Source organism: Marinobacter sp. 1_MG-2023 (genome assembly GCF_030549045.1).
In the GTDB taxonomy this organism is placed as follows: domain Bacteria; phylum Pseudomonadota; class Gammaproteobacteria; order Pseudomonadales; family Oleiphilaceae; genus Marinobacter.
This window is the reverse complement of record NZ_JAUOST010000001.1, coordinates 958,594-977,434: the sequence shown is the minus strand read 5'-3', so window position 1 is coordinate 977,434 and position 18,841 is coordinate 958,594. Positions and strand designations below refer to the sequence as shown.

Here is an 18,841-nt window from a genome sequence, read left to right as displayed (position 1 = left end):
TTACCCGGCGTTTGTTAGCAGGCGAACATTTCCACATTCGCTCAGGCAGGCTAAGATCCTCTATATCCTACATAAGTTCCAATACAAATTAAGGAGATCTCATGCCGCTTCCCGCCTTTAGCAAAGATTCACTCAATCTGCCCGTCGTTGCCGCCCCCATGTTTCTGATCTCTGGCCCCGAGTTAGCACTTGCGTGCTGCCGGGAGGGCATAGTGGGTAGTTTCCCGGCTCTGAACCAGCGCACAAGCGAAGGTTTTGAGGAATGGCTGATTCAGATGACGGAGGATCTTGCCAGGCTGGAAAACGAAAATACTGAAGCCAACATAGCACCCTATGCTGTCAACCTGATCGTGCATCGCTCCAACCCGCGCTGGCAGGCCGATCTGGAGCTGTGCGTAAAGCATCAGGTACCCATCATCATCACGTCGTTGGGCGCTGCAAGCCAGGTGGTGGAAGCGGTGCACAGTTATGGTGGCATGGTTTTCCATGATGTAACCAACCAGAAGCACGCGCGCAAAGCGGCCGAAGCCGGCGTAGACGGAATTATAGCGGTGTCAGCCGGTGCCGGTGGACATGCAGGCACCACAAACCCCTTTGTTCTGGTTCATGAAATCCGCGAAGTGTTCGATGGCATTATTTTACTGGCGGGCGGGCTCTCCCATGGCGAAGATGTTCTCGCTGCCCAGGCTCTGGGGGCGGACCTGGCTTATATGGGAACACGCTTCATCAACACCACAGAATCCCAGGCGGAAGACGCCTACCGCAATATGATTATTGAATCGGTATCCGGCGACATCATCCATACGCCTGCAGTTTCCGGTGTACCTGCCAGTTTTATGCGACAGAGCCTTGAGGCTGCAGGCTTCCCGATGGACAAACTGAACCAGGCCGGCGAGATCAACTACGGCGACAAACTCAAACCGGTTGATGACGAAGCCAAAGCCTGGAAGACCGTCTGGTCAGCAGGCCAGGGTGTCAGCCAGATCCACGATGTACTGACGGTCAAAGATCTGGTGAGCCGCCTGTCCGAGGAATACCAAAGCGCCAGGGCCCGTCTGGCCTAAACCCGGAACTGTGACGCTTTGTCCTGCAGGGAGGTCAGTGTGCGCGCAATCTCGCCACTGGCCTCATCAGAACGTTCAATCGCTTCGACTGTTTGCCGAGAAGAGCCGGCTATATCGCTCACGCTTACGCTGACTTCGCTGGCGTGACGCCCCTGCTCTTCCGCCACCGATGATATCGCAAGAGCCCGGTCCTGCAGACTGCTTAGCAGCTGGTTGATCCGATCAAAATGTTCATCAGCCCGACGGAACTCCGACGACGATTCCACAACCTGTCCGGACACATCACCGATAACACTGACCGCCTGCCGACTGCCCTGTTGCAGGCGATCAATGATAGCCTGAATCTCCGTGGTGGACTCCTGGGTCCGGCTCGCCAGGGTGCGAACCTCATCGGCCACCACCGCGAAGCCCCGTCCAGACTCTCCTGCACGGGCGGCTTCTATAGCGGCATTCAACGCCAGCAAATTGGTCTGCTCGGCGATTGAACCAATCACCGACAGCACCGAACCGATTTCCTTACTCTGGTTGTCCAGCTCGTTAACGGCACCCACCGCCTTTTCAACATTCCGCACGACCTGATCCAACCGGCTTCGCACGTCCCGGGAAATCCCAGCTGTCGCCTCACTCTCGGAGCTGACGTTGCTCACCGAGCCGGCGATACTCTGAATGTTATCGGCCACCTCGGAAATACTGCGTGACATGGCATCCATGGTTGCCGACACATCAGCTACCTCTTGTTCCTGACGGTTCACGGCTGCCACCGCAGTGCGGCTGACCGCACCCTGTGCCTCGGCCTGACCTGCCGCCGATTCGGCAGAGGCTTTCACATCCGAGACCAGCTCCTGAATGCGGGCGATAAAACGGTTCACGCCCCGGGCCATTTCTGTGAGCTCATCATTGCCTTTCATGGAGACCCTGCGCGTCAGATCTGCCTCGCCGTCAGCGATACCCCAGATTGCAGAGCTTAGCCGGGACACTCGCGCCAGCAAGCCTCCGCCCAGTACCAATGCAACCAATGCGATAAGAACAAGCACCGAGCCAATCACCAGAAAGCTCAAGTTTGCCGACAGGCTGGAGGCCTCAATATTCAGTGCTTCCACCGTACTGCGGATGCGTGATCCCGTGTCGGTATCCATGCTGGCAAGCTGTTGCTGAAGACGCTGATTCACCTGCTCGGTTTCTGATTCCAGTGTGCTGCTCAGCGCGCCAATGCTGCCGCCAATCGTGGCACTGAACTCTTCCTCCAGCGCGGCCAGATCCCGGTTGATACCTTCAAGAGACAACCCCAGTTTGAGCTGACCGATTGCGGAGCCCTGTGGTGCTATATCCGCTGTAACGATCACCACATTCGAATCACGGCTTGCAGCATCCAGAACACGGTTTGCTGCACCACGCCCTTCCCCCTGCTCCATTAAGGTGCGCACACGGTCATCACTGCGATCCACATAGCGGGTGAGGCGTTCACCGTACTGGTCGTAATAGACGGCGAACAGAACAGATTCACGGGCATCTGCAAGTTCTACAAGATCGGTAAGCCGGGGCACGTCACGGTCCCAGATCAGGGGGGCAGCTACGGCTGCAAGCACGTCTGCAAGCCCCTGGGCTTCAGCCATAACAGCACTGCGGACGTTACTTGCAACCCGCTCTTGCTGTGCGGTCTGCTGGCGGGTTAGTTCCAAAGAGAGTTCGTCAGTGGTCGTCTGCCGCATGACGTCCAGGCGAGAGCGGACGTCTTCGCGGGTATCCCCGAAGGAGGCACTGACCTGCTGACTACTGGCCTCAAGTGCCGAGCCTGCGGTTTGGATCAGACGCTCAACCTGACTGGATATCAGCCACTGGCTGACCAAAACCTGAACCAGGCCGGCAACCACCAAAACGATGAAAACAGGCCGAAGAAGGCGACTTGAAATCAGCCTTCTGATAAAACTGAGTGACATATGGACTCCGCTAATGTGTGCGCTTCATGCATCCTGCACACCTCTGAATAGCTTCCCTGCGAAGCGTGTCCATATGTATAGCAAAACCCGGGCCGGAAAGGGGCGTGGTTATGTACAGGTTTTGTAGTCAGTCGTCATCGTCTTCTTCGAGTTCGATTTCGCTGATGACATAGTGCGAGCTTGAGTCTCCAGCTTCATACTCAACTTCGACTTTCGGTTTCGGCCTTTCATCGTCATCAACCAGCCCCTGGAGCTCACCGCGCGAAATGTCATCAAACTCAGTGTCGTTAGTAATAACTAAGTCCACCCCCAGCACCTGAATGCGATCACCCACCATTTCGGAGACTCGACCGGTCAATTCAAAACTGTCACCAGGCGAATCATCATCCCGCTCGATTTTCAAGGCCTCCAGGAAAACCTGGCCGGTATCGCTCACCCGTTGAATACCATCAATCTCAAGCTCACTGTTCGCTTCAAGAGCCCAAAATGACAGTCGGGTATCGTCATCATCAGTAATGATGGTCAGCGGCGTTACCTGAACAAGAACACCTCCGACTTTGAACTGACTGAGGCTTGAATTTATTTCCTGCGCAGGACCGCCCTGCACTTCCGAGTCAGCTTCGCGCGACTCGATTTCTTCAGCCGTAACCGATCCATCGCTCTCGAAACGACCATCAACTTGCACCAGTACGCCCTGAACAAGGTCGTCAGGCCCGGTTAAACCATCAAACTCTGTGTCATTAGTAACCTGCACTGGAACACCATTAACTGTGAATGAACCTGTTACCTGACTGTAGGCAGCGGAAACCGGCCCTACGAATTCCGTTTCATCTTCTGTGCCAGGGCGGTAGCGGCGGGAGTCGTCTGGCCTGATCTCCTGAGCCATAAGCGTGCTGCCTGAGAGAGAACCCTCCACTTCCACCGCAACACCATTCGCAAGCTCCGCCAGAACCAAACCATCAGGCGTCGCACCGGAATAATTCACCACCTGAGACCCGATACGGAAATCGGTTTCTGTGAAGTCTGAAATAACACCTTCCAATTCCACCTTGTTCAAAGCATCAAAATCATCGCTATTGCTCGATGTCTGAATCCCCAGATAGCTGGCACGAAACTCTCCATTCGGAAGGCGCCATCCAGACATCCGAACAAAAGAGCCACTGGTGAGATTACTTACCTGTATGCCTTTAACCACAGTCTGGGAGTCAATACTTACGGTCTGTTCCAGAATTTTTATCGTTGCGGTTTTGTTTACGGGGTCCCAAGGATTGAGAACCTGCATCGTTCCTCGCAGGGTATCGTCATACTCGACGCTTTCCGCATCACCCAGCCCTGAGGTCCCCCACTCGCCTTCAACTCGCAGGATCATACCCACAACAAGACGGTCTTCCTGATTGATACCATCATCACCGCTAACGTTGCGATCAGTGCTGAACTTCACACCATTAACAAATACACTACCAAAGCCAGAAACCGGCCCGACGCTTGAACCTGTACCACGAATTCCGCCATCTGCCACGTCCAGGCCGCCGCCACCGGCACCTCCACAAGCAGATATCACACCGAAAGCCACCGTACCGGCTGCCAATCCGAACACGCGATTGCGGAATTGCCGTTTCATTGATTCTATCTCCCTATCCGGCATTTCAGGCCGGTATCCTTCAATAAGTATCGTTGAAGCGCCGACGAGCAATCGCTTCGTCAGCTCTGAATATTCGGTTGATCCGATGGGCCCTATGACGTCGGGGCTGCGATGGTGCGTAAACACTGCGCCTTAGCAACAGAGAGCCGTTATCAAGAGGCTCGACTACACCTTTACGAAGTAATTCGTTCAGAACCACCAGTGGTGCTAATTCGGGACTGGTAGACTGAACCAGTTGGGCAAACGAATTCGCGGACTGAGTATCCATCATCAACATGACGGGATCATTATGCTCGTCAAGAAATTCTTTGGAACTGATCCAGGCACGAATCACTTGTCGGGCAGACGCAGAGAGAATGGTGCTCGCCAACTCGGTTGGCTCCCAGCGACAAATAGTGTCCGACTGCCTTGTGGAGCTCATAGTGGCCCTTCTCCTTTAGCATCTTTACCCGCGGGTTCTTCAAAAAAGAAGATGCTCACACCCGTTCGGAATGAATCTCCTGGTTCGCCGCTCGACTGCTGTCCCGATATATCGCGGTCATAGGGTCCCAGCCATTTGTCCATTTGTTCCAACAATGCCTGGGACTGCTCAGCTGCATACTTGCGCCAGCGTTCCATGATCTCCGGAGGAATGTTGTTGTAGGTCAAAGTCCTTTGAAACAGCGCAGCCTGACCGGGATCATTCCTAACCAGATTGTGATCAATTGTCGTTATCAGATCTGATACGTCCTCGCCGAAAATCTGCAGCATTTCCTCACTGTCCCCGACAGGAACATAGGCTCTCTGCTGCAATATCAGGCCACCTGATCCCCCATCGACCGAGACCACACCTACCCGGAGTAGCTCATCCAGTACAGCGCGGGGGGGCATATCACCACTGTACTGTTTGACCAGCTCACTGAAGCTCACGGGACCGTCGAAGGCCAGCATGGCTGGCTCGCCATCTGCCGCTTGAAAAGCGGTGTCGTGGACCCAACCGGACACCACCCGCGAAGCGCGGTTGGCATGGAGCTTATCTCGCGCTCCGGTGTGTTCACCGGCCAGTACTTCCCGCTGTTTTTTCACTTCCTTCCGGGTCAAGCCGGTCATCACTGCAGCGCGGGAGTCAGTGGGTTTGCGCCGCCCATCAGCGAAGTCGTCCAGCGCCGCTTCCACATAGGCACGCTTTACCAGTTCAGAGAACTCTCCGAAAGGAATACCGTTCCGTAACAGCAGCCTCGCCAAGGGGCGCAGAATGCGAAACAGCGCTTGATGCAAGGGGTTGGTCTCTTTCATGTTTGGGATTGTATTCCCATAGCGATGTTAAAAGCCAGAAAACCGGGCCAGAGCTTCCTGGCCCGGCTCAGCGATGACTAGTCAGTCGTCAGAGTCGTCATCGTCAACATCGACATCATCTGTCAGTTCAAACTGGCCACCACTGTTCTGGCGATATTCTACCTCTACTTCATCACCAACCTGAGCTCCGGAGCTTCTATACCCATTCAGCAGGATTTCGAGATTCATGATGGTTATGGAATTCGAGCTAACGCCATTTACACGTGCTTCAAGCTCGTAGTTGTCATCGTCATCTTCGTCTTCTCGTTCAATGCTCAGAGCTTCAAGAAAACCGTTTTCCGTACTGCGCTGACGCCCCTCTATTTCCAGATAATCACCTACCTGTAGGCTCTGGATGTCCTGCACCCGGCTGCGGCGACTGTCGTCATCATCGTCATCGATAAGGGTGTTTGCAGTGAGCTGGACGCGAACACCGCTGACGACCAGGGATTCATTAGTCAGGTCGATGGATTCAATCCGGCCATCCAGCTCTGCATCAGATGCCTGCCCCTCGATTTCTTCGGCAATAAGAATGCCGTTACGGAAGTCGCCTTCTACTTCTACGAACAGGCCATCGGCCAGACTGTTTTCACGAAGGTCATCAAACTCGGTGCCACCGTTAACCTGAACTGTCACTCCATTCAGGGAGAACTGGCGACTGGCTGCATCGAAATTGTAGATTGTTCCGGACATCTCGACGTCATCATCATCATCGAACCAGTCGTCTTCATCATCGATCTCTTCTGCCATGATGGTATTGCCGTTGAGATAGCCCTCAACCTCGACAACGATTCCATTGGTCAGTTTGTCGAGAGAGAAATCATCGTCTGCCACTGCACTGGTGTAATCAATGGAGAATCCATTGATGGTGAAGGTTTGCGCGCTGCTATCGAGGTTAGCGACCACCCCCTCAATCTCGACTTCATTGTTGTCATCGAAATCCATACCAATAGCACGAGCACCTACAAAGCTTGCCCGGAAGCTGCCATCATCCAGGCGCCAGGCACTGACACGCACCCGATAACCTTGGGGGTTGCTGTTAATGGCGCCTGCAGTGGCACCCCGGAAGACTGTTCTGCTATCCAGTGTGATGCTCTGCCCCAGCATAGTAAGGGTTCCTGTTCGGGCCACATCGTCCCAGCTCATGCCGGAGACTGGCCCCCGGAGGGTGTCGTCATAACCGACCTGATCAGCACGGCCTTGGCCACTACCGTCCCAGTCGCCCCTGACTTTTAGAATCATGCCTTTTTCAAGCTGATCCTCCCGGCCAACGCCGTCATCACTCTCAACACTGCCGTTGGTTTCGAACCGGGTGCCATTTACATAAACACTGCCAAATCCGGTTACCGCACCCACACTTGTGCCCGAGGAGGTTCCGGCTGTCGCGGAAGAGTCATCTGAACCACCGCCACCACAGGCCACGAGGGTGCCAACCATTGCACCGGTTATGACCATTTTCACTGCCACTGACAAGGGATTGCGTTTCATCGTTTTTCTCCAGGTTCGCTCGTGTACCCAATAAACAGTCGATTCCGACCATCTTTATTTTGGGATTATTTTCCCAAACTTTGTTATTGGGAATTTAATCCCAAATAATCAAAGAGTCCAGTGGTTGTTTATGAACTTTTTGTGAACTTTATGGATTTAGGAGCGTAAACGACTGAACCATCAATCAAATCAGGCACAGAAACATGCTGGGATTTTTAAGAAGTGATCCGAAAAAGAAATTGCAGAAAGCCTACGAAGACAAGCTAACCAAAGCCCTGAAGGCACAGCGCAATGGCGACCTCAGAACACATGGGACACTGATGGAAGAGGCTGAAAAGATATACGCCGAGATTCGAGCGCTGGAAGAAAAGAACTGATCAGGGGGAGTGGCTCCCCCTGATCGCTTGCTAGTCCATTAACTGCTGCAAGCGTTGATTAAGCCGCGCCACCTCCCGGCGCATTTCCTGAACTTCGTCCAGAAGCTCCAACGACATAGCCAACCCTGGCAGGTTCATTTTCAGGTCCCTCTGCAACCGCCGGGCTTTGTGCAAACGGGCCAGTGCCGCCACATCAAACAGCCACTGGCGAGCCTCCTCAGAAGGCTCTACGGGCGCGATAATGCCGTAGTTAACCAGTTTGATAACAAATTCAGCGTGGCACTCACCCCGCTCGCACACCTCGTGAAGGGTATAGGTGCTGCCATCGGAGTCCATTACTTCAACGGTCAGAATACTGTCTTTATTACTCATCCCTTACTCTCCCCTTCACAGATGGAGTTTACTGCGTGGATCGAACGCTTTTTCAGCTTCTGCAAGCTGTTCGTAGAGTTTGCTTGCCTCCGCAGAATGCTGCTCCGGTATGGCAATCTGAAGGATAACGATCTGGTCACCAGGGTGTTTCCCCGGAAGCCCCTTACCCTTGAGGCGGAGCTTGCGACCGGATGAAGTTCCCTTGGGTACTTTCACATTAACCCTGGAACCAACCGTCGGAACCGTAATTGTTGCGCCCAGGGCAGCCTCCCAGGGCGTCACGGGAACAGTCAGGACAACATCTCTACCCTCCACACTGAACAACGGATGGGGCGCCAACTCGACTTCAATCAGCAAGTCGCCTGCATCACCACCGCCAATTCCGGGGGAGCCCTGGCCTTTCAGACGCAGGTGTTGCCCCTCTCGCATGCCCGCAGGGATTTTCACTTTCAGCGTTTTCTGACGTGCAACTATGCGGCCGTGGTCATCGGCTTCATGAACAGTGAAGGAAACCTGCTTCTCTGTTCCGTTAAATATTTCCTCAAGGAACAGCGGCAAACGGGCAATGACATCTTCACCCCGCATGCGCACGTTCCGGCCGAAACCACCGCCAGCGCTTCGACCACCCGCATGGCCACCACCGCCAAACATCTGCTCAAAAAAGTCGCTGAACTGACGGCTATCCGCATCGGTGTATCCTCCGCCACCAAAGTTGGATTCGCTCTGCCAGCCCGGGGGCGGTTGGAAAGAGCCATCGGCCTGCGCACCGTATTTTCGTAGCTGATCGTACTCAGTCCGTTTTTCCGGATCTTTCAGCACTTCGTAGGCCTCGCCCAGTTCTTTGAACTTCTCGTCGGCGTTATCCTCTTTACTGACATCCGGATGGTACTTCCGGGCCAGCTTCCTGTAGGATTTTTTAATCTCCTCGGGGGACGCAGACTCGCTCACACCGAGCACGGCGTAATAGTCTTTGAAATCCATTGGACTCCTCGCATATGGTCAAAGATTGTTCTCTTGCTCTATATAATTGGCGCAAACAGCTGGAATACAAGCTCTGCCCGGCGCTTTCGCAGATATAGTAACCTTAGCCCAAAACCGAAGCCGAGAAAGAAAGTTATGCCAGATAAGCCGTCGAAACCCGTATCCGCCTCAGCGATTGAGAAACACGTTTACAAAGTCTTTCCCAATGACATGAATGCCCACGACACCGTATTCGGTGGCATGATCATGGCAAAATGCGACCGCCTTGCACTGGTGGTCGCAGAGCGCCACTCGGCGCACGTGTGCGTAACTGCGGCAGTCGATTCCATTCATTTCCGAGCACCGGCAAAAGGTAATGATACCCTGCTGTTCAACTTATCTCTGAACCGCAGCTGGGGCTCGTCTATGGAGATCGGCGCCCGCGTTGAAGCAGAGAACAGCTATACGGGTGAAACCCGGCATATTCTCTCCGCATTCTTTACCTTTGTAGCTCTGGACAGGAACGACAGGCCGGTCGATGTTCCCTCCGTAACCCCTGAAACAGCCAAACAGCAGCGGCGTTTTGCAAATGCAGAAATTCGCAGAGAGGGGCGGCTAAAAACCCGTTCAGAGCTGGCGAAAGCTGCGCAGGAGGAAGGCTCTTAACGTGCCGAGATTCTGTAAATGGGCCAGCTATGATAGGGTCTCGCGAGCTTAAACCTTCTCCATCCACCTTGTTCAATGAAAACTCAGGAGCACTGCATGATCTGGAATGTCTACCTCTCTGGCGAGATCCACACCGACTGGCGTGAACAAATTCAGGCCGGAGCCGAAGCCGCCGGGCTGCCGGTAGAATTCACTGCGCCCGTGACCAATCACGAAGCCAGTGATGCCGCAGGCGATATGCTGGGGAAGCCTGAAGTGGGGTTCTGGCGTGACCACCAGTCATCGAAGGTAAATGGCATTCGCACCAAAACGTTGCTGGAGCAATGCGACCTGGCCGTGATCCGGTTTGGAGACAAGTACAAACAATGGAACGCAGCGTTTGATGCCGGCTTCTGTGCTGCCATGGGTACGCCCTACGTTACGCTGCACAACGACGACATTATTCACCCACTGAAGGAAGTAGACGCATCCGCCATGGCATGGGCGCAGACTCCCGAGCAGGTGGTTGAGATCCTGAAGTACGTTACCTCAGCTCAGTAATTACCTGAAACATCTGGCGAAGAACAGGCCTGGAGGCTACTTCGCCAGGTGTCCCACGTAAGCTGCTACAAAGGCGGTTTCCTGAAACACCTTCAACCCTGTCTCTGAAAAGGAGATAGGCATCGGCTTGGCAGCCAGCGTCGATTTGATGGTTGCAGGTGAAAGCAATTCCACCTCAACATCTGTACCTGGCATCAACTGAATAGCCGCTTCCATTTTGAAGCTGATCGCACCACCGGCAAACTTGCCTTTGGGCATGCGCTCTTTAATGGCCACTTTTTTTACATCGTGCTCTGCCAGAAACTTTGCAAAAGACACTTGGAATTCCTGCAAATCCTCACGGGTGTGATTCTTCTTCAAGGTGATCTTGCGAACCTTGCTCTCTGGCAAGCTGAACTGCCCCGAATCCAGGTTCAGCAAACACACCACTGCATCGCTGCCGCTCAGTTCAACACCACAAATAAGCATGGGCACTCCTTTTCGATGAGGAAGGTTTTTTGTTTATCAGGCGCAGCACTTTTTGAATTTTTTTCCACTGCTGCAACTGCAGGGGTCGTTCCGGGAAGGTGTTTTGGCCTGTGTAATGGTGCCGCCCTTATTCAGAATAGCGGTAAGTTCCGCTATGGATTCAACGGCACCCTCCTGGGAATCGACAGTGATATCCGCGTGCAGCTGTGCATTTGCCACCAACGCCTCAACCTCTTGCTTGCGGGCCTCACTGGTCACTGTCAGTTTCAACGGGAACTTTTTGCTACCACTTTTCTGACTGGCGTTTGTCTTAAAGCCGCCATAAGCCGTGTGGTGCTGGCGCGCATCCTGCCGGCCTTTGAAGAAAAATTTATCAGACATGCTGAAATTCCGGATAAAAAAGGGCGATCACAATAACACCGCCTATGGCCGCGACGCGATCAGCAAAAATACCGGGTAATTACCGGATTCCCTCTCGATCGTACTGGCAGATACCACCTCCACGTTTTCAAAGCCCGCCTGGGCGGCGGCAGAGGCAATGTCATCCCGATCGAAACCGAAATGGAACACCCCGGTATCTTCGGTGTGAAAGGAGCCGTCCTCCTTATCCAGATCGGCTATGGCAATAAAGCCACCCGGCTTCACCATCTCATGAAAACGGCGGAACATGGCGCCAACGTCTCGAACATGGTGCATCGTCATAGAGGAAATAATGCCATCGAACTGCCCCTCTATGGATTGGCTTTCCAGGTCCAGTTGAAGAATCTCCAGCTCACAGCCCAGGCTGCCCTGCTTCTCCGCCAACTGCTTGTTCATGGAGGGCGAGATATCAACTGCCGTGATCTTTTTCACGTGAGGCGCAATGCGTTCCAACAGCAACCCGGTTCCGGAACCAAAATCCAGCAGGTGCATATTCGACCCAAGCTTCGCCTTTTCAAGGATGGTGTTGGCAATGTTGCTTACATTATCGACGCGATCGGGGCTCTGTTCGTAGGTGTGTGCCTTGTGGGCGAAAAAGTCTTTGTTCATGAGTACCTCGGAACATTAATCGTGGTTTGAGTGATTCTGCATGCCTGTTTTGGAAGCTTCAATAAAAAAGCCCCGGCAAATGCCGGGGCTTCAGTCCAGACACTAAAGTGCTTAGTGCAGAGTTTGCTTACGACGGTTGCGGATAACCAGTCCACCGAGTGCCGCCAGTGCCACAAGTGGCAATGTCGGATCGAACGGAGCACCCGGGTTGTAGCTACAACCGAAGAGTGTGCCGCCACCTTCTTTCTCATCGGTGCTAGTGCCAGAATCCGTTGGCTCGTCAACCCTCACGGTGATTACAGCAGAGTTGGACTCTTTACCGTTCACGGTGACCGTATAGGAGAAACGATCCAGCCCGGTAAAGCCTGACGCAGGCGTATACAACACTTTGCCGTCCGCAATAACTGCGTTGCCGTTCAACGGATCATTATCCAGAATCAATGTTCCTCCAACCGCACGCGAATCATTGTCCAGCACGTCAATCGTTACCGGAGTGTTGATGAAGGTCACAGCCGAATCGTTTTGGGCGATTGGCGCATCATCTTCCGGATAGGAGACGACTTGGATAGTGACCGTCGCGGTGTTCGAAACAGAATCCGTGTCGTAATCATCGGAATCGCCAGGGTTGGTATCAGTCACTTCCACCTGATAGGTGAACGTATCCTGACCTGCGAAGCCAGAACTCGCTGTGTAGGTTGCTTGCCCATCAGCAGCGTTGACGCTGACCGTACCATTTGCCGGATTTCCAACAACGGTATAGTCCGCAGTGACATCACCATCTGCAATACGCTGGCTCAGAAGAGCTCCGTTTAGAACATCGTTCTCCATCAGATCGATCTCAACCGGGAAAACCCCGACAGCCTGCGCTGAATCGTTCAGAGCTTCCGGAGCTGGCCTTGGAGCCCGGTATGTCGCAAGATCCGGAGCCGTATTTTCACCAGTGACCGGATCAACCCAAGCCGGAGTAGCGTTGCCAAGGCTGGTAGCTGTAAGCCCTTCACCAGCCGTAGAAACAGCCGTTACCCGCATGGTGATATTGTCGTACTTGGGGTTGCCGTCTCCATCCAGTATGCCGTCACTGATGTAGATATAGACGTCCATATTCTGGACAGCCAGATCGTCGGCCAGGATAGAGGCATAGCGCACTTTATCGGTGTCAGTTGTAGGAGTGCCCAACAGCTTTTCAGCCCATGCAGCTAGCTGGCTGGGATCCACCTCACCGAACGAATTCAAACCGGCAGCGTCTCCGGCCTGCCCATAGCGCCAGATGCTTCCATCCCACCAGGCTTCAAGTGCATCCGACTCGCCATCGGGGATGCCTTCGTCATAGCGTGCGATGGTGAATGGCGCCAATGAATCGGACAGCCAATATCCGAAGATACCCTCAGCGCTACCGTCATCAAAACCGGTTCCTGCTGCCTGCAAGTCAGCCATGCTGAAAAAGTTCTGGGTAACTGCCCCGAGTGCACCTGTCTCTGCGTTGAAGTCAACACCACTGGCTATCCGTGTCGTTTTGTCCGAGCTATCACCCGCTGCATTGCCAACATCCTGTGGCGGGAAAAGACCGGCAGCCTGATCGGAGAAGAAGCCGGGATCAAAGCGCGCACGTTCACCGGTATCAAAAGCCTTCGGCGAGAAGGTAGAGAAGCGCTCTGTATCCCATACTTCGATATCCGGCGCGCCGGTTTCTCCTTCAAAGAACTCGCGGGGCACAAGTGGACGGAGTTCAAACGCAACACCGTCTTGGGCGAAATTGAATGGCGTGAAATCGTCTCCGACACCGTGACCCAGTTCTACTTCAACACCCATCCAACGCTCGTCAGAGTTGTTGATCACCTTTTGAATCACACGATAGATACGGCCGATGCCGTATTCCTCACGGAAAGCGGCTAATTCTTCGCCTCCGTCATCGCTTTTCACACCCTTATAGCGAATGTCCTTCAGACCGACATCGAATACCATATCGACTGGCTGATCAGCTGTCCGGATTTCCAGGAAGTAGCGCTTGGAGCTGCTCTCCGAATCACTGCAGGTTTTAGGAACAGCCACACCCAGCTCGTCGTCAACTATCTCACCTGAAGCCATGATGCAGTTGTTGGTCGGGAAATCCAGATCGTCAGTTACGGCCTGAATGCCAGGCGCACGACCGCTGCCGTTATCAAGTTCCCAGTAAACTGCTGCAGGGCTTTCTGCCCAAAGTGCACCTTCAACATCACCACTGCCACCGATAGCCGCTTCAGCGGTATCTCGTGTCGTTGCACTGGGATAGAACTGAGTCCGCGCAGATGCCCCCGAGTAGCCGTCAACACCCGGTTGAACCGTCAAGGTGTTGGCCTCGGTATTCCAGCGGGTTAGCTGGGGCACAGAAACATCTATGTATGTATTAGGCTCTGGATTGGGTTCCTGAGCGACAGCAACGCCAGAAAGCGCGCCCGCAACCAGAAAACCGGTAAAAAAGGCCTGCGGCTTTCTGCGAGCCAAACTCTTTGGCGCCCCGGCGGGGCCCGATACTCTGTGATAACAAGACTTCAAAATCATATTAAAGCTCCGATTACTTCTTATTCGTAGACGGAAAAACCAACACAGACGGCCTATCACAACATAACATGAACGTTTGTTCATAATTAATGCTACACGAAGAGCCCCCAGTATCCAAAAGGTTATTTCGTTATATCCAATACAAACCTTAGCCGAGCACTACCCTCTGCCAAAATGATTCGTTACTAGCTTGTAACGATTAGGAATAAAGCGTTTTAATACATGGCACTTGGGGGTGCGGCTAATTGACGCACACTGATATGAAGGCGCAGGTTTGGGGAAATAGAGTACTTCTGATGGCAGCGAAACCACCGAATACATCGTTGTCTGGCGACAAGCAAACTCGGATTGTGAATCAGCTGACGTGTTAACCTAGCGCATCCGGCACCAGGCAATTTATCAAGGTTATCGACAGGTCCCGAAAAACAGCCTCTGAGGCCACAATGCTCGGAAACTGGTCGTACATCGCACGCCGGCAGGTCGACGTGCGGGTTTCCGCTTGCGCTACACAGCGGGTATAAGCCCTGGAGCCTGGTGGCTGCCCGGTAGCATCCTCACAGAGGGAAGGTACCTGAGTCACAATCCAGCCCACCGCCGTACTGAGTTGAACGGGATTTTCCGCCAGACTGGTAAACCTTTTTGCATCGACAACTTCTGGCTGCTCCCGAGCTTGGTCCCAGAGAACAAACATTAACGCGGCTGAAACCAGAGAAACAGTAACAATCGGGAATTTCATGAAAGCCTTTATGGGTCGAAGTGTTAAACGAATTATTATAGCCCTGCTCGCACTGGGCTGTCTGGTCGCCTCCTGGCACCTCATGCAAACCGGGCTCGGGCAACTCGCTCAGGCGCGCCAAATGGAGCGCATGCCACAGACACCCATCGGAGCCCTGGCAAAAGGGCCGTATATCCTTGCCGGACAAGTCCATATCGAACGGGATGCACTCACAGCTCCCTACTCCAACTCGGAGGCCGTTTATTACCGCTACAAACTTGAGGAAGAGTATCGGGATTCCGACGGCGATTTGCGCACCCGTACACTCGACTCCGGCCAGCGCGGCACAAACTTCCAGCTTCGGGATTCCAGTGGCACCGTTACCATTGCCCCCGGAAAGGACCTGTCCGCCATCGAATGGAGCCTTGAGCGAACCTACAGGTCAAGAACCGGGGATAAAATCTATTCGGAATGGGCGCTGAAGCCCGGTGAGACTGTGCGAATAATCGGGCACTACAACAACGAGACCCGCAAACTAACATTCTCCGGTCTGGAAGACTTTAGTCTGCCAGCGCTGATTTCAGGCTTCACCCTCGATATCGATGGCGGGGATCGAATGTTCAGCGCGGCCATCCGGATTTCAATTGCCACCGGTTTGCTGGCGCTGGGCGTGGCTTTGCTGCTGACGGCCGCCAAAATACACCGTTTTTGGGTTTATGTGTGGGTGATGAGCATCGCTGTTTCGGGAACGCTTGCGGCCCTGGGCGTGACCAAGCTGAACCAGGAATGGCAGGGAATTGCCACACTTTACGAATCCCGCTATCAACAAATTAGCACCGAAGCCAGCAACCCACTGGTACTCGCAGATCTCGCTGCTTTGCGACAGCTCATTCACCAGAGCACAAGCGGGTGGCTCGACCGATGGAAATTCCGGAGCCTAGTAGAAAAACGCTTGCCGATACCTGAACTGGATGCCAGTACCGCTGCGAGGGCGGCACAAATTATCGAAAGTCAGCCAAACGGCAAATTCCAGCATACCTGGACGAGCTGGGGGCTCTCCGCCGCAAGCTCGGTACTCGCTGTTGTTCTGATTCTGTTCGCCATACGTGCGGTTAAACTGAAGCGTTTGATTGAGGCCGTGCCTACAACCAGCACCAAGGGCTTGAGCTTCGGGCTTTCCGAGCTGAAGGCTATGGTCGATGTAGATGATGCATACCCACCGGTTCGCGACCCACTTCGGAACGAAAAATGCGTTGCCTACGATTATAAAGTTGAAGAACGTAGGGGGTCCGGTAAGGATAAAAAATGGCGCACCTTAGAACATAAGAAAGAGCGCGTGCCCTTCTGGCTGGAAGACAACGAAGGCCGGGCACTGGTCTATCCCGAGGGCGCCAACATCACCTACCCGAAACGCCACTCGGAAATCCGTGGCAATAAACGCTACACCGTCAGGTTACTGGACACACTGGTCAATGTTTATTGCCTTGGGTTTGCGGGACTCGACCGTGAGCAGTCAGACCGCCTGGCCCTGCAAAAAGATAGTGACTCGCCATTTCTGATCACCACTCAGGAAGAAGACGACATAGTCCTTTCTCGGGGTGCGGGAGGATTTGCCGGCACGGCTGTGAGCCTCGGACTGTTTCTATTTGCGGCCACTGCCTTGTTGGCTGCAGACGGCAGCTTTAGCCCGGATAATCTGTTGCTGTCTGCACTCACCGTTCCATTAGTGCTCTGCGCCTACCTTGGCGTTTTGCACTACAACGACATAGTGTTCCTTAAAAACCGCGTCGACAGGGCCAGAGCCAATATCGACACAATCTTACAACAGCGCCATGACCTGTGGCCCAACCTCGAGAAAGCGGTAAAAGCGTCGCTGGCCCATGAGAAAGAGCTGCTGAGAACCATCGGCCAACTGCGATCAGCTAACCCTGCGGCGACCAATACCTCTGCCCGGATAGACCAGTTGATGGCAACGGAACAGCAGGTGGTCACAACTCTGTTGGCCCGGATAGAGAACTACCCGGACCTTAAAAACAATACCGTGATCATGAAGTTTATGAGCATTATGAGCGAGACCGAAAACTACCTTGCGCTTCTACGGAACAGCCATACGGAAAGCGTGATGATCTACAACACCCGCATACAGTCCTTCCCGGATCTGATTCTGGCCAAGCTGTTCCGGTTTCGGCCAACTCACCAGTAGCCCAACAGCTTCCACCAGAGACCACCAACCACTACCCATATGGACAGATTTACCAGGCTCATCACGAAACCGGCCTTCCACCACTCACCCAGGGCGACATAGCCCGAGCCAAATATGACCGGCGATGTGCCGGTGGCATAGTGAGTTAACGTCATCATGATGGAGGAGGTGGCCGCCATCATCAGCACAAAAGCCATAGGTGGAGCGCCCAGGCCAAGACCAACGACCAGAAAAGCTCCCATCATCGCAGTGATGTGGGCAGTGGTACTGGCAAAGAAATAGTGGGAATACAGAAACACCAAAACCAGAATCGCCGTTGAAGCTGGCCACGCCAAGCCTGTGCTGACAATGCCATCCTGGATAGCCCCGGAGAACCATGTAATAACGCCCAGCTCGTTAAGCTGAGTGGCCATCATCACCAGTGCCCCGAACCAGACCAGCGTATCCCAGGCGCTCTTCTCACCCAGCACGTCCTTCCAGTTCAATACGCCGGTGACCAGCAGAATCGACAAACCTACAAAGGCCGTGGTGGTTGCGTTCAGTTTGAATGAGGCCCCAAAAATCCAGGCAGGTATATCCGCCCAAAGCAACAACAGAACCAGGAACACACCCAGCATGATGCCTTCATCACGGGTCAGCTTTCCCAGCTTTTCGAGGCGTTCACGGGCGAAATTGACCGCATCCGGTGTGGCTTTTATTTCCGGGGGATACATCAAGTAGATCGCCAGAGGCATCAGCGCAATGGCAACAAGGCCAGGCAACAACATGGCGAAAGCCCAGGTCATCCAGCTCAGGCTGATCGCGGCGCCCGTAGCATCGGCAATCAATTTGACGGTCAATGGATTGGGTGCGGTGGCGGTAATGAACATCGCCGAGGTAATAGGATTGGCATGGTAGTTTACCAACGCCAGATACTTGCCGATTTTATTGGTATTGCCTTCGTCTGGCGTGCACCCATAGCTCTTGGCGATAGACAACATGATTGGGTGAATAATAGCGCCGCCACGGGCAGTGTTGCTGGGCGTGACCGGTGCGATCACCAGTTCTGAAAGCGCCAGGCCGTAACCAATTCCAATGGTTTTTTTGCCAAAGATCGCAATAAAGTAGTAGCCAATACGCTCACCCAACCCGGTTTTTATGAGCCCCCGGGAGATCATGATCGCTATGGCTATCAGCCAGATCAGCGAATTACTAAAGCTCCCCAGCGCATTGCGAATCGACGTGCCCGGATTGTCGCTGGTAACGCCGCTAACCGCCACTACGGTAATCGCCACAATCGATATAGCGCCAATCGGCATTGCCTTGCCGATGATGGCCGCAATGGTCGCCACGAAGATGGACAGCATCAGCCAGCCCTGAGCAGAAACACCTTCCGGTGTAGGTATGAACCAGATAGCAATCCCGATGGCGATTGCAACAAGGGCAGGCAGTAAACGAAAATCGGATGTAGAAGATGGCATTACAAACAATCCTTTAGTGTTTTTTGAAAAAGCTCCATTGAGATCAAACAGGCCAACTCTCTGAACAA

The 18,841-nt window shown here is 53.7% G+C and carries 18 protein-coding genes; 5 read left to right on the top strand and 13 right to left on the bottom strand.

Annotation, left to right across the window (positions count from 1 at the left end):
- Positions 1-101 precede the first annotated feature (101 nt).
- Entirely contained in the window at positions 102-1,064 is a 963-nt protein-coding gene (locus Q4606_RS04505) for a nitronate monooxygenase family protein (protein ID WP_303606799.1), read from the top strand.
- On the opposite strand, the gene Q4606_RS04500 is transcribed toward Q4606_RS04505, so the two are convergent.
- From Q4606_RS04500 to Q4606_RS04480, 5 genes are all read right to left on the bottom strand, one after another.
- Entirely contained in the window at positions 1,061-3,001 is a 1,941-nt protein-coding gene (locus Q4606_RS04500) for a methyl-accepting chemotaxis protein (RefSeq protein WP_303606798.1), read from the bottom strand. The two genes, Q4606_RS04505 and Q4606_RS04500, sit on opposite strands and share 4 nt — an antisense overlap.
- Before the next feature lie 127 nt (positions 3,002-3,128).
- On the bottom strand, positions 3,129-4,622 hold the full coding sequence (locus Q4606_RS04495) for a DUF5666 domain-containing protein (protein ID WP_303606797.1): 1,494 nt from the start codon (positions 4,620-4,622) through the stop codon (positions 3,129-3,131).
- A gap of 40 nt (positions 4,623-4,662) precedes the next feature.
- Entirely contained in the window at positions 4,663-5,064 is a 402-nt protein-coding gene (locus tag Q4606_RS04490) for a hypothetical protein (protein ID WP_303606796.1), read from the bottom strand.
- Positions 5,061-5,918: a DUF6502 family protein gene (locus tag Q4606_RS04485; protein ID WP_303606795.1), complete on the bottom strand. Its 858-nt coding sequence runs from the start codon at positions 5,916-5,918 to the stop codon at positions 5,061-5,063. The genes Q4606_RS04490 and Q4606_RS04485 overlap by 4 nt, the downstream gene beginning before the upstream one ends.
- An 81-nt stretch (positions 5,919-5,999) precedes the next feature.
- A complete protein-coding gene (locus Q4606_RS04480; protein WP_303606794.1) occupies positions 6,000-7,445 on the bottom strand; it encodes a DUF5666 domain-containing protein in 1,446 nt (481 codons plus the stop codon).
- Between the two features lie 203 nt (positions 7,446-7,648).
- Between Q4606_RS04480 and Q4606_RS04475 the strand changes: the two genes are divergently transcribed.
- Positions 7,649-7,822: a DUF6435 family protein gene (locus Q4606_RS04475; RefSeq protein WP_303606793.1), complete on the top strand. Its 174-nt coding sequence runs from the start codon at positions 7,649-7,651 to the stop codon at positions 7,820-7,822.
- A 30-nt stretch (positions 7,823-7,852) separates the two neighbouring features.
- Here Q4606_RS04475 and Q4606_RS04470 read toward each other — a convergent pair whose 3' ends face one another.
- Positions 7,853-8,194, bottom strand: a complete 342-nt coding sequence (locus Q4606_RS04470; RefSeq protein ID WP_303596382.1) for a chaperone modulator CbpM — start codon at positions 8,192-8,194, stop codon at positions 7,853-7,855.
- Positions 8,195-8,209: 15 nt separating this feature from the next.
- Positions 8,210-9,175, bottom strand: a complete 966-nt coding sequence (locus tag Q4606_RS04465) for a DnaJ C-terminal domain-containing protein (protein WP_303606792.1) — start codon at positions 9,173-9,175, stop codon at positions 8,210-8,212.
- A gap of 135 nt (positions 9,176-9,310) precedes the next feature.
- On the opposite strand from Q4606_RS04465, the gene Q4606_RS04460 reads away from it, so the two are divergent.
- Positions 9,311-9,820: an acyl-CoA thioesterase gene (locus Q4606_RS04460; protein ID WP_303606791.1), complete on the top strand. Its 510-nt coding sequence runs from the start codon at positions 9,311-9,313 to the stop codon at positions 9,818-9,820.
- Between the two features lie 96 nt (positions 9,821-9,916).
- Complete coding sequence (locus Q4606_RS04455; RefSeq protein ID WP_303596385.1) at positions 9,917-10,360, top strand: YtoQ family protein; 444 nt, start codon at positions 9,917-9,919, stop codon at positions 10,358-10,360.
- 36 nt (positions 10,361-10,396) lie between these two features.
- Here Q4606_RS04455 and Q4606_RS04450 read toward each other — a convergent pair whose 3' ends face one another.
- From Q4606_RS04450 to Q4606_RS04430, 5 genes are all read right to left on the bottom strand, one after another.
- Positions 10,397-10,828 (bottom strand): DUF3010 family protein, encoded by a 432-nt coding sequence (locus Q4606_RS04450; RefSeq protein WP_303596386.1) that lies wholly within the window; start codon positions 10,826-10,828, stop codon positions 10,397-10,399.
- Positions 10,829-10,864: 36 nt separating this feature from the next.
- Positions 10,865-11,209 carry a PBPRA1643 family SWIM/SEC-C metal-binding motif protein gene (locus Q4606_RS04445; protein WP_303606790.1) on the bottom strand — a complete coding sequence of 115 codons (345 nt, stop codon included), beginning with the start codon at positions 11,207-11,209 and terminating at the stop codon, positions 10,865-10,867.
- A 42-nt stretch (positions 11,210-11,251) separates the two neighbouring features.
- Entirely contained in the window at positions 11,252-11,857 is a 606-nt protein-coding gene (locus tag Q4606_RS04440) for a class I SAM-dependent methyltransferase (protein ID WP_303606789.1), read from the bottom strand.
- Positions 11,858-11,968: 111 nt separating this feature from the next.
- Entirely contained in the window at positions 11,969-14,338 is a 2,370-nt protein-coding gene (locus Q4606_RS04435; protein ID WP_303606788.1) for a choice-of-anchor F family protein, read from the bottom strand.
- A gap of 424 nt (positions 14,339-14,762) precedes the next feature.
- Entirely contained in the window at positions 14,763-15,131 is a 369-nt protein-coding gene (locus Q4606_RS04430) for a hypothetical protein (RefSeq protein WP_303606787.1), read from the bottom strand.
- On the opposite strand from Q4606_RS04430, the gene Q4606_RS04425 reads away from it, so the two are divergent.
- On the top strand, positions 15,130-17,313 hold the full coding sequence (locus Q4606_RS04425; protein WP_303606786.1) for a LemA family protein: 2,184 nt from the start codon (positions 15,130-15,132) through the stop codon (positions 17,311-17,313). The two genes, Q4606_RS04430 and Q4606_RS04425, sit on opposite strands and share 2 nt — an antisense overlap.
- Here Q4606_RS04425 and Q4606_RS04420 read toward each other — a convergent pair.
- Complete coding sequence (locus Q4606_RS04420) at positions 17,304-18,773, bottom strand: DASS family sodium-coupled anion symporter (RefSeq protein ID WP_303606785.1); 1,470 nt, start codon at positions 18,771-18,773, stop codon at positions 17,304-17,306. The genes Q4606_RS04425 and Q4606_RS04420 overlap by 10 nt on opposite strands.
- Between the last annotated feature and the right edge of the window lie 68 nt (positions 18,774-18,841).

Bases quoted from the DNA above. Each gene is read 5' to 3' on its own strand.
- Q4606_RS04505 (WP_303606799.1), top strand. From the start codon at position 102: ATGCCGCTTCCCGCCTTTAGCAAAGATTCACTCAATCTGCCCGTCGTT.
- Q4606_RS04500 (WP_303606798.1), bottom strand. From the start codon at position 3,001: ATGTCACTCAGTTTTATCAGAAGGCTGATTTCAAGTCGCCTTCTTCGG.
- Q4606_RS04495 (WP_303606797.1), bottom strand. From the start codon at position 4,622: ATGAAACGGCAATTCCGCAATCGCGTGTTCGGATTGGCAGCCGGTACG.
- Q4606_RS04490 (WP_303606796.1), bottom strand. From the start codon at position 5,064: ATGAGCTCCACAAGGCAGTCGGACACTATTTGTCGCTGGGAGCCAACC.
- Q4606_RS04485 (WP_303606795.1), bottom strand. From the start codon at position 5,918: ATGAAAGAGACCAACCCCTTGCATCAAGCGCTGTTTCGCATTCTGCGC.
- Q4606_RS04480 (WP_303606794.1), bottom strand. From the start codon at position 7,445: ATGAAACGCAATCCCTTGTCAGTGGCAGTGAAAATGGTCATAACCGGT.
- Q4606_RS04475 (WP_303606793.1), top strand. From the start codon at position 7,649: ATGCTGGGATTTTTAAGAAGTGATCCGAAAAAGAAATTGCAGAAAGCC.
- Q4606_RS04470 (WP_303596382.1), bottom strand. From the start codon at position 8,194: ATGAGTAATAAAGACAGTATTCTGACCGTTGAAGTAATGGACTCCGAT.
- Q4606_RS04465 (WP_303606792.1), bottom strand. From the start codon at position 9,175: ATGGATTTCAAAGACTATTACGCCGTGCTCGGTGTGAGCGAGTCTGCG.
- Q4606_RS04460 (WP_303606791.1), top strand. From the start codon at position 9,311: ATGCCAGATAAGCCGTCGAAACCCGTATCCGCCTCAGCGATTGAGAAA.
- Q4606_RS04455 (WP_303596385.1), top strand. From the start codon at position 9,917: ATGATCTGGAATGTCTACCTCTCTGGCGAGATCCACACCGACTGGCGT.
- Q4606_RS04450 (WP_303596386.1), bottom strand. From the start codon at position 10,828: ATGCTTATTTGTGGTGTTGAACTGAGCGGCAGCGATGCAGTGGTGTGT.
- Q4606_RS04445 (WP_303606790.1), bottom strand. From the start codon at position 11,209: ATGTCTGATAAATTTTTCTTCAAAGGCCGGCAGGATGCGCGCCAGCAC.
- Q4606_RS04440 (WP_303606789.1), bottom strand. From the start codon at position 11,857: ATGAACAAAGACTTTTTCGCCCACAAGGCACACACCTACGAACAGAGC.
- Q4606_RS04425 (WP_303606786.1), top strand. From the start codon at position 15,130: ATGAAAGCCTTTATGGGTCGAAGTGTTAAACGAATTATTATAGCCCTG.
- Q4606_RS04430 (WP_303606787.1), bottom strand. From the start codon at position 15,131: ATGAAATTCCCGATTGTTACTGTTTCTCTGGTTTCAGCCGCGTTAATG.
- Q4606_RS04420 (WP_303606785.1), bottom strand. From the start codon at position 18,773: ATGCCATCTTCTACATCCGATTTTCGTTTACTGCCTGCCCTTGTTGCA.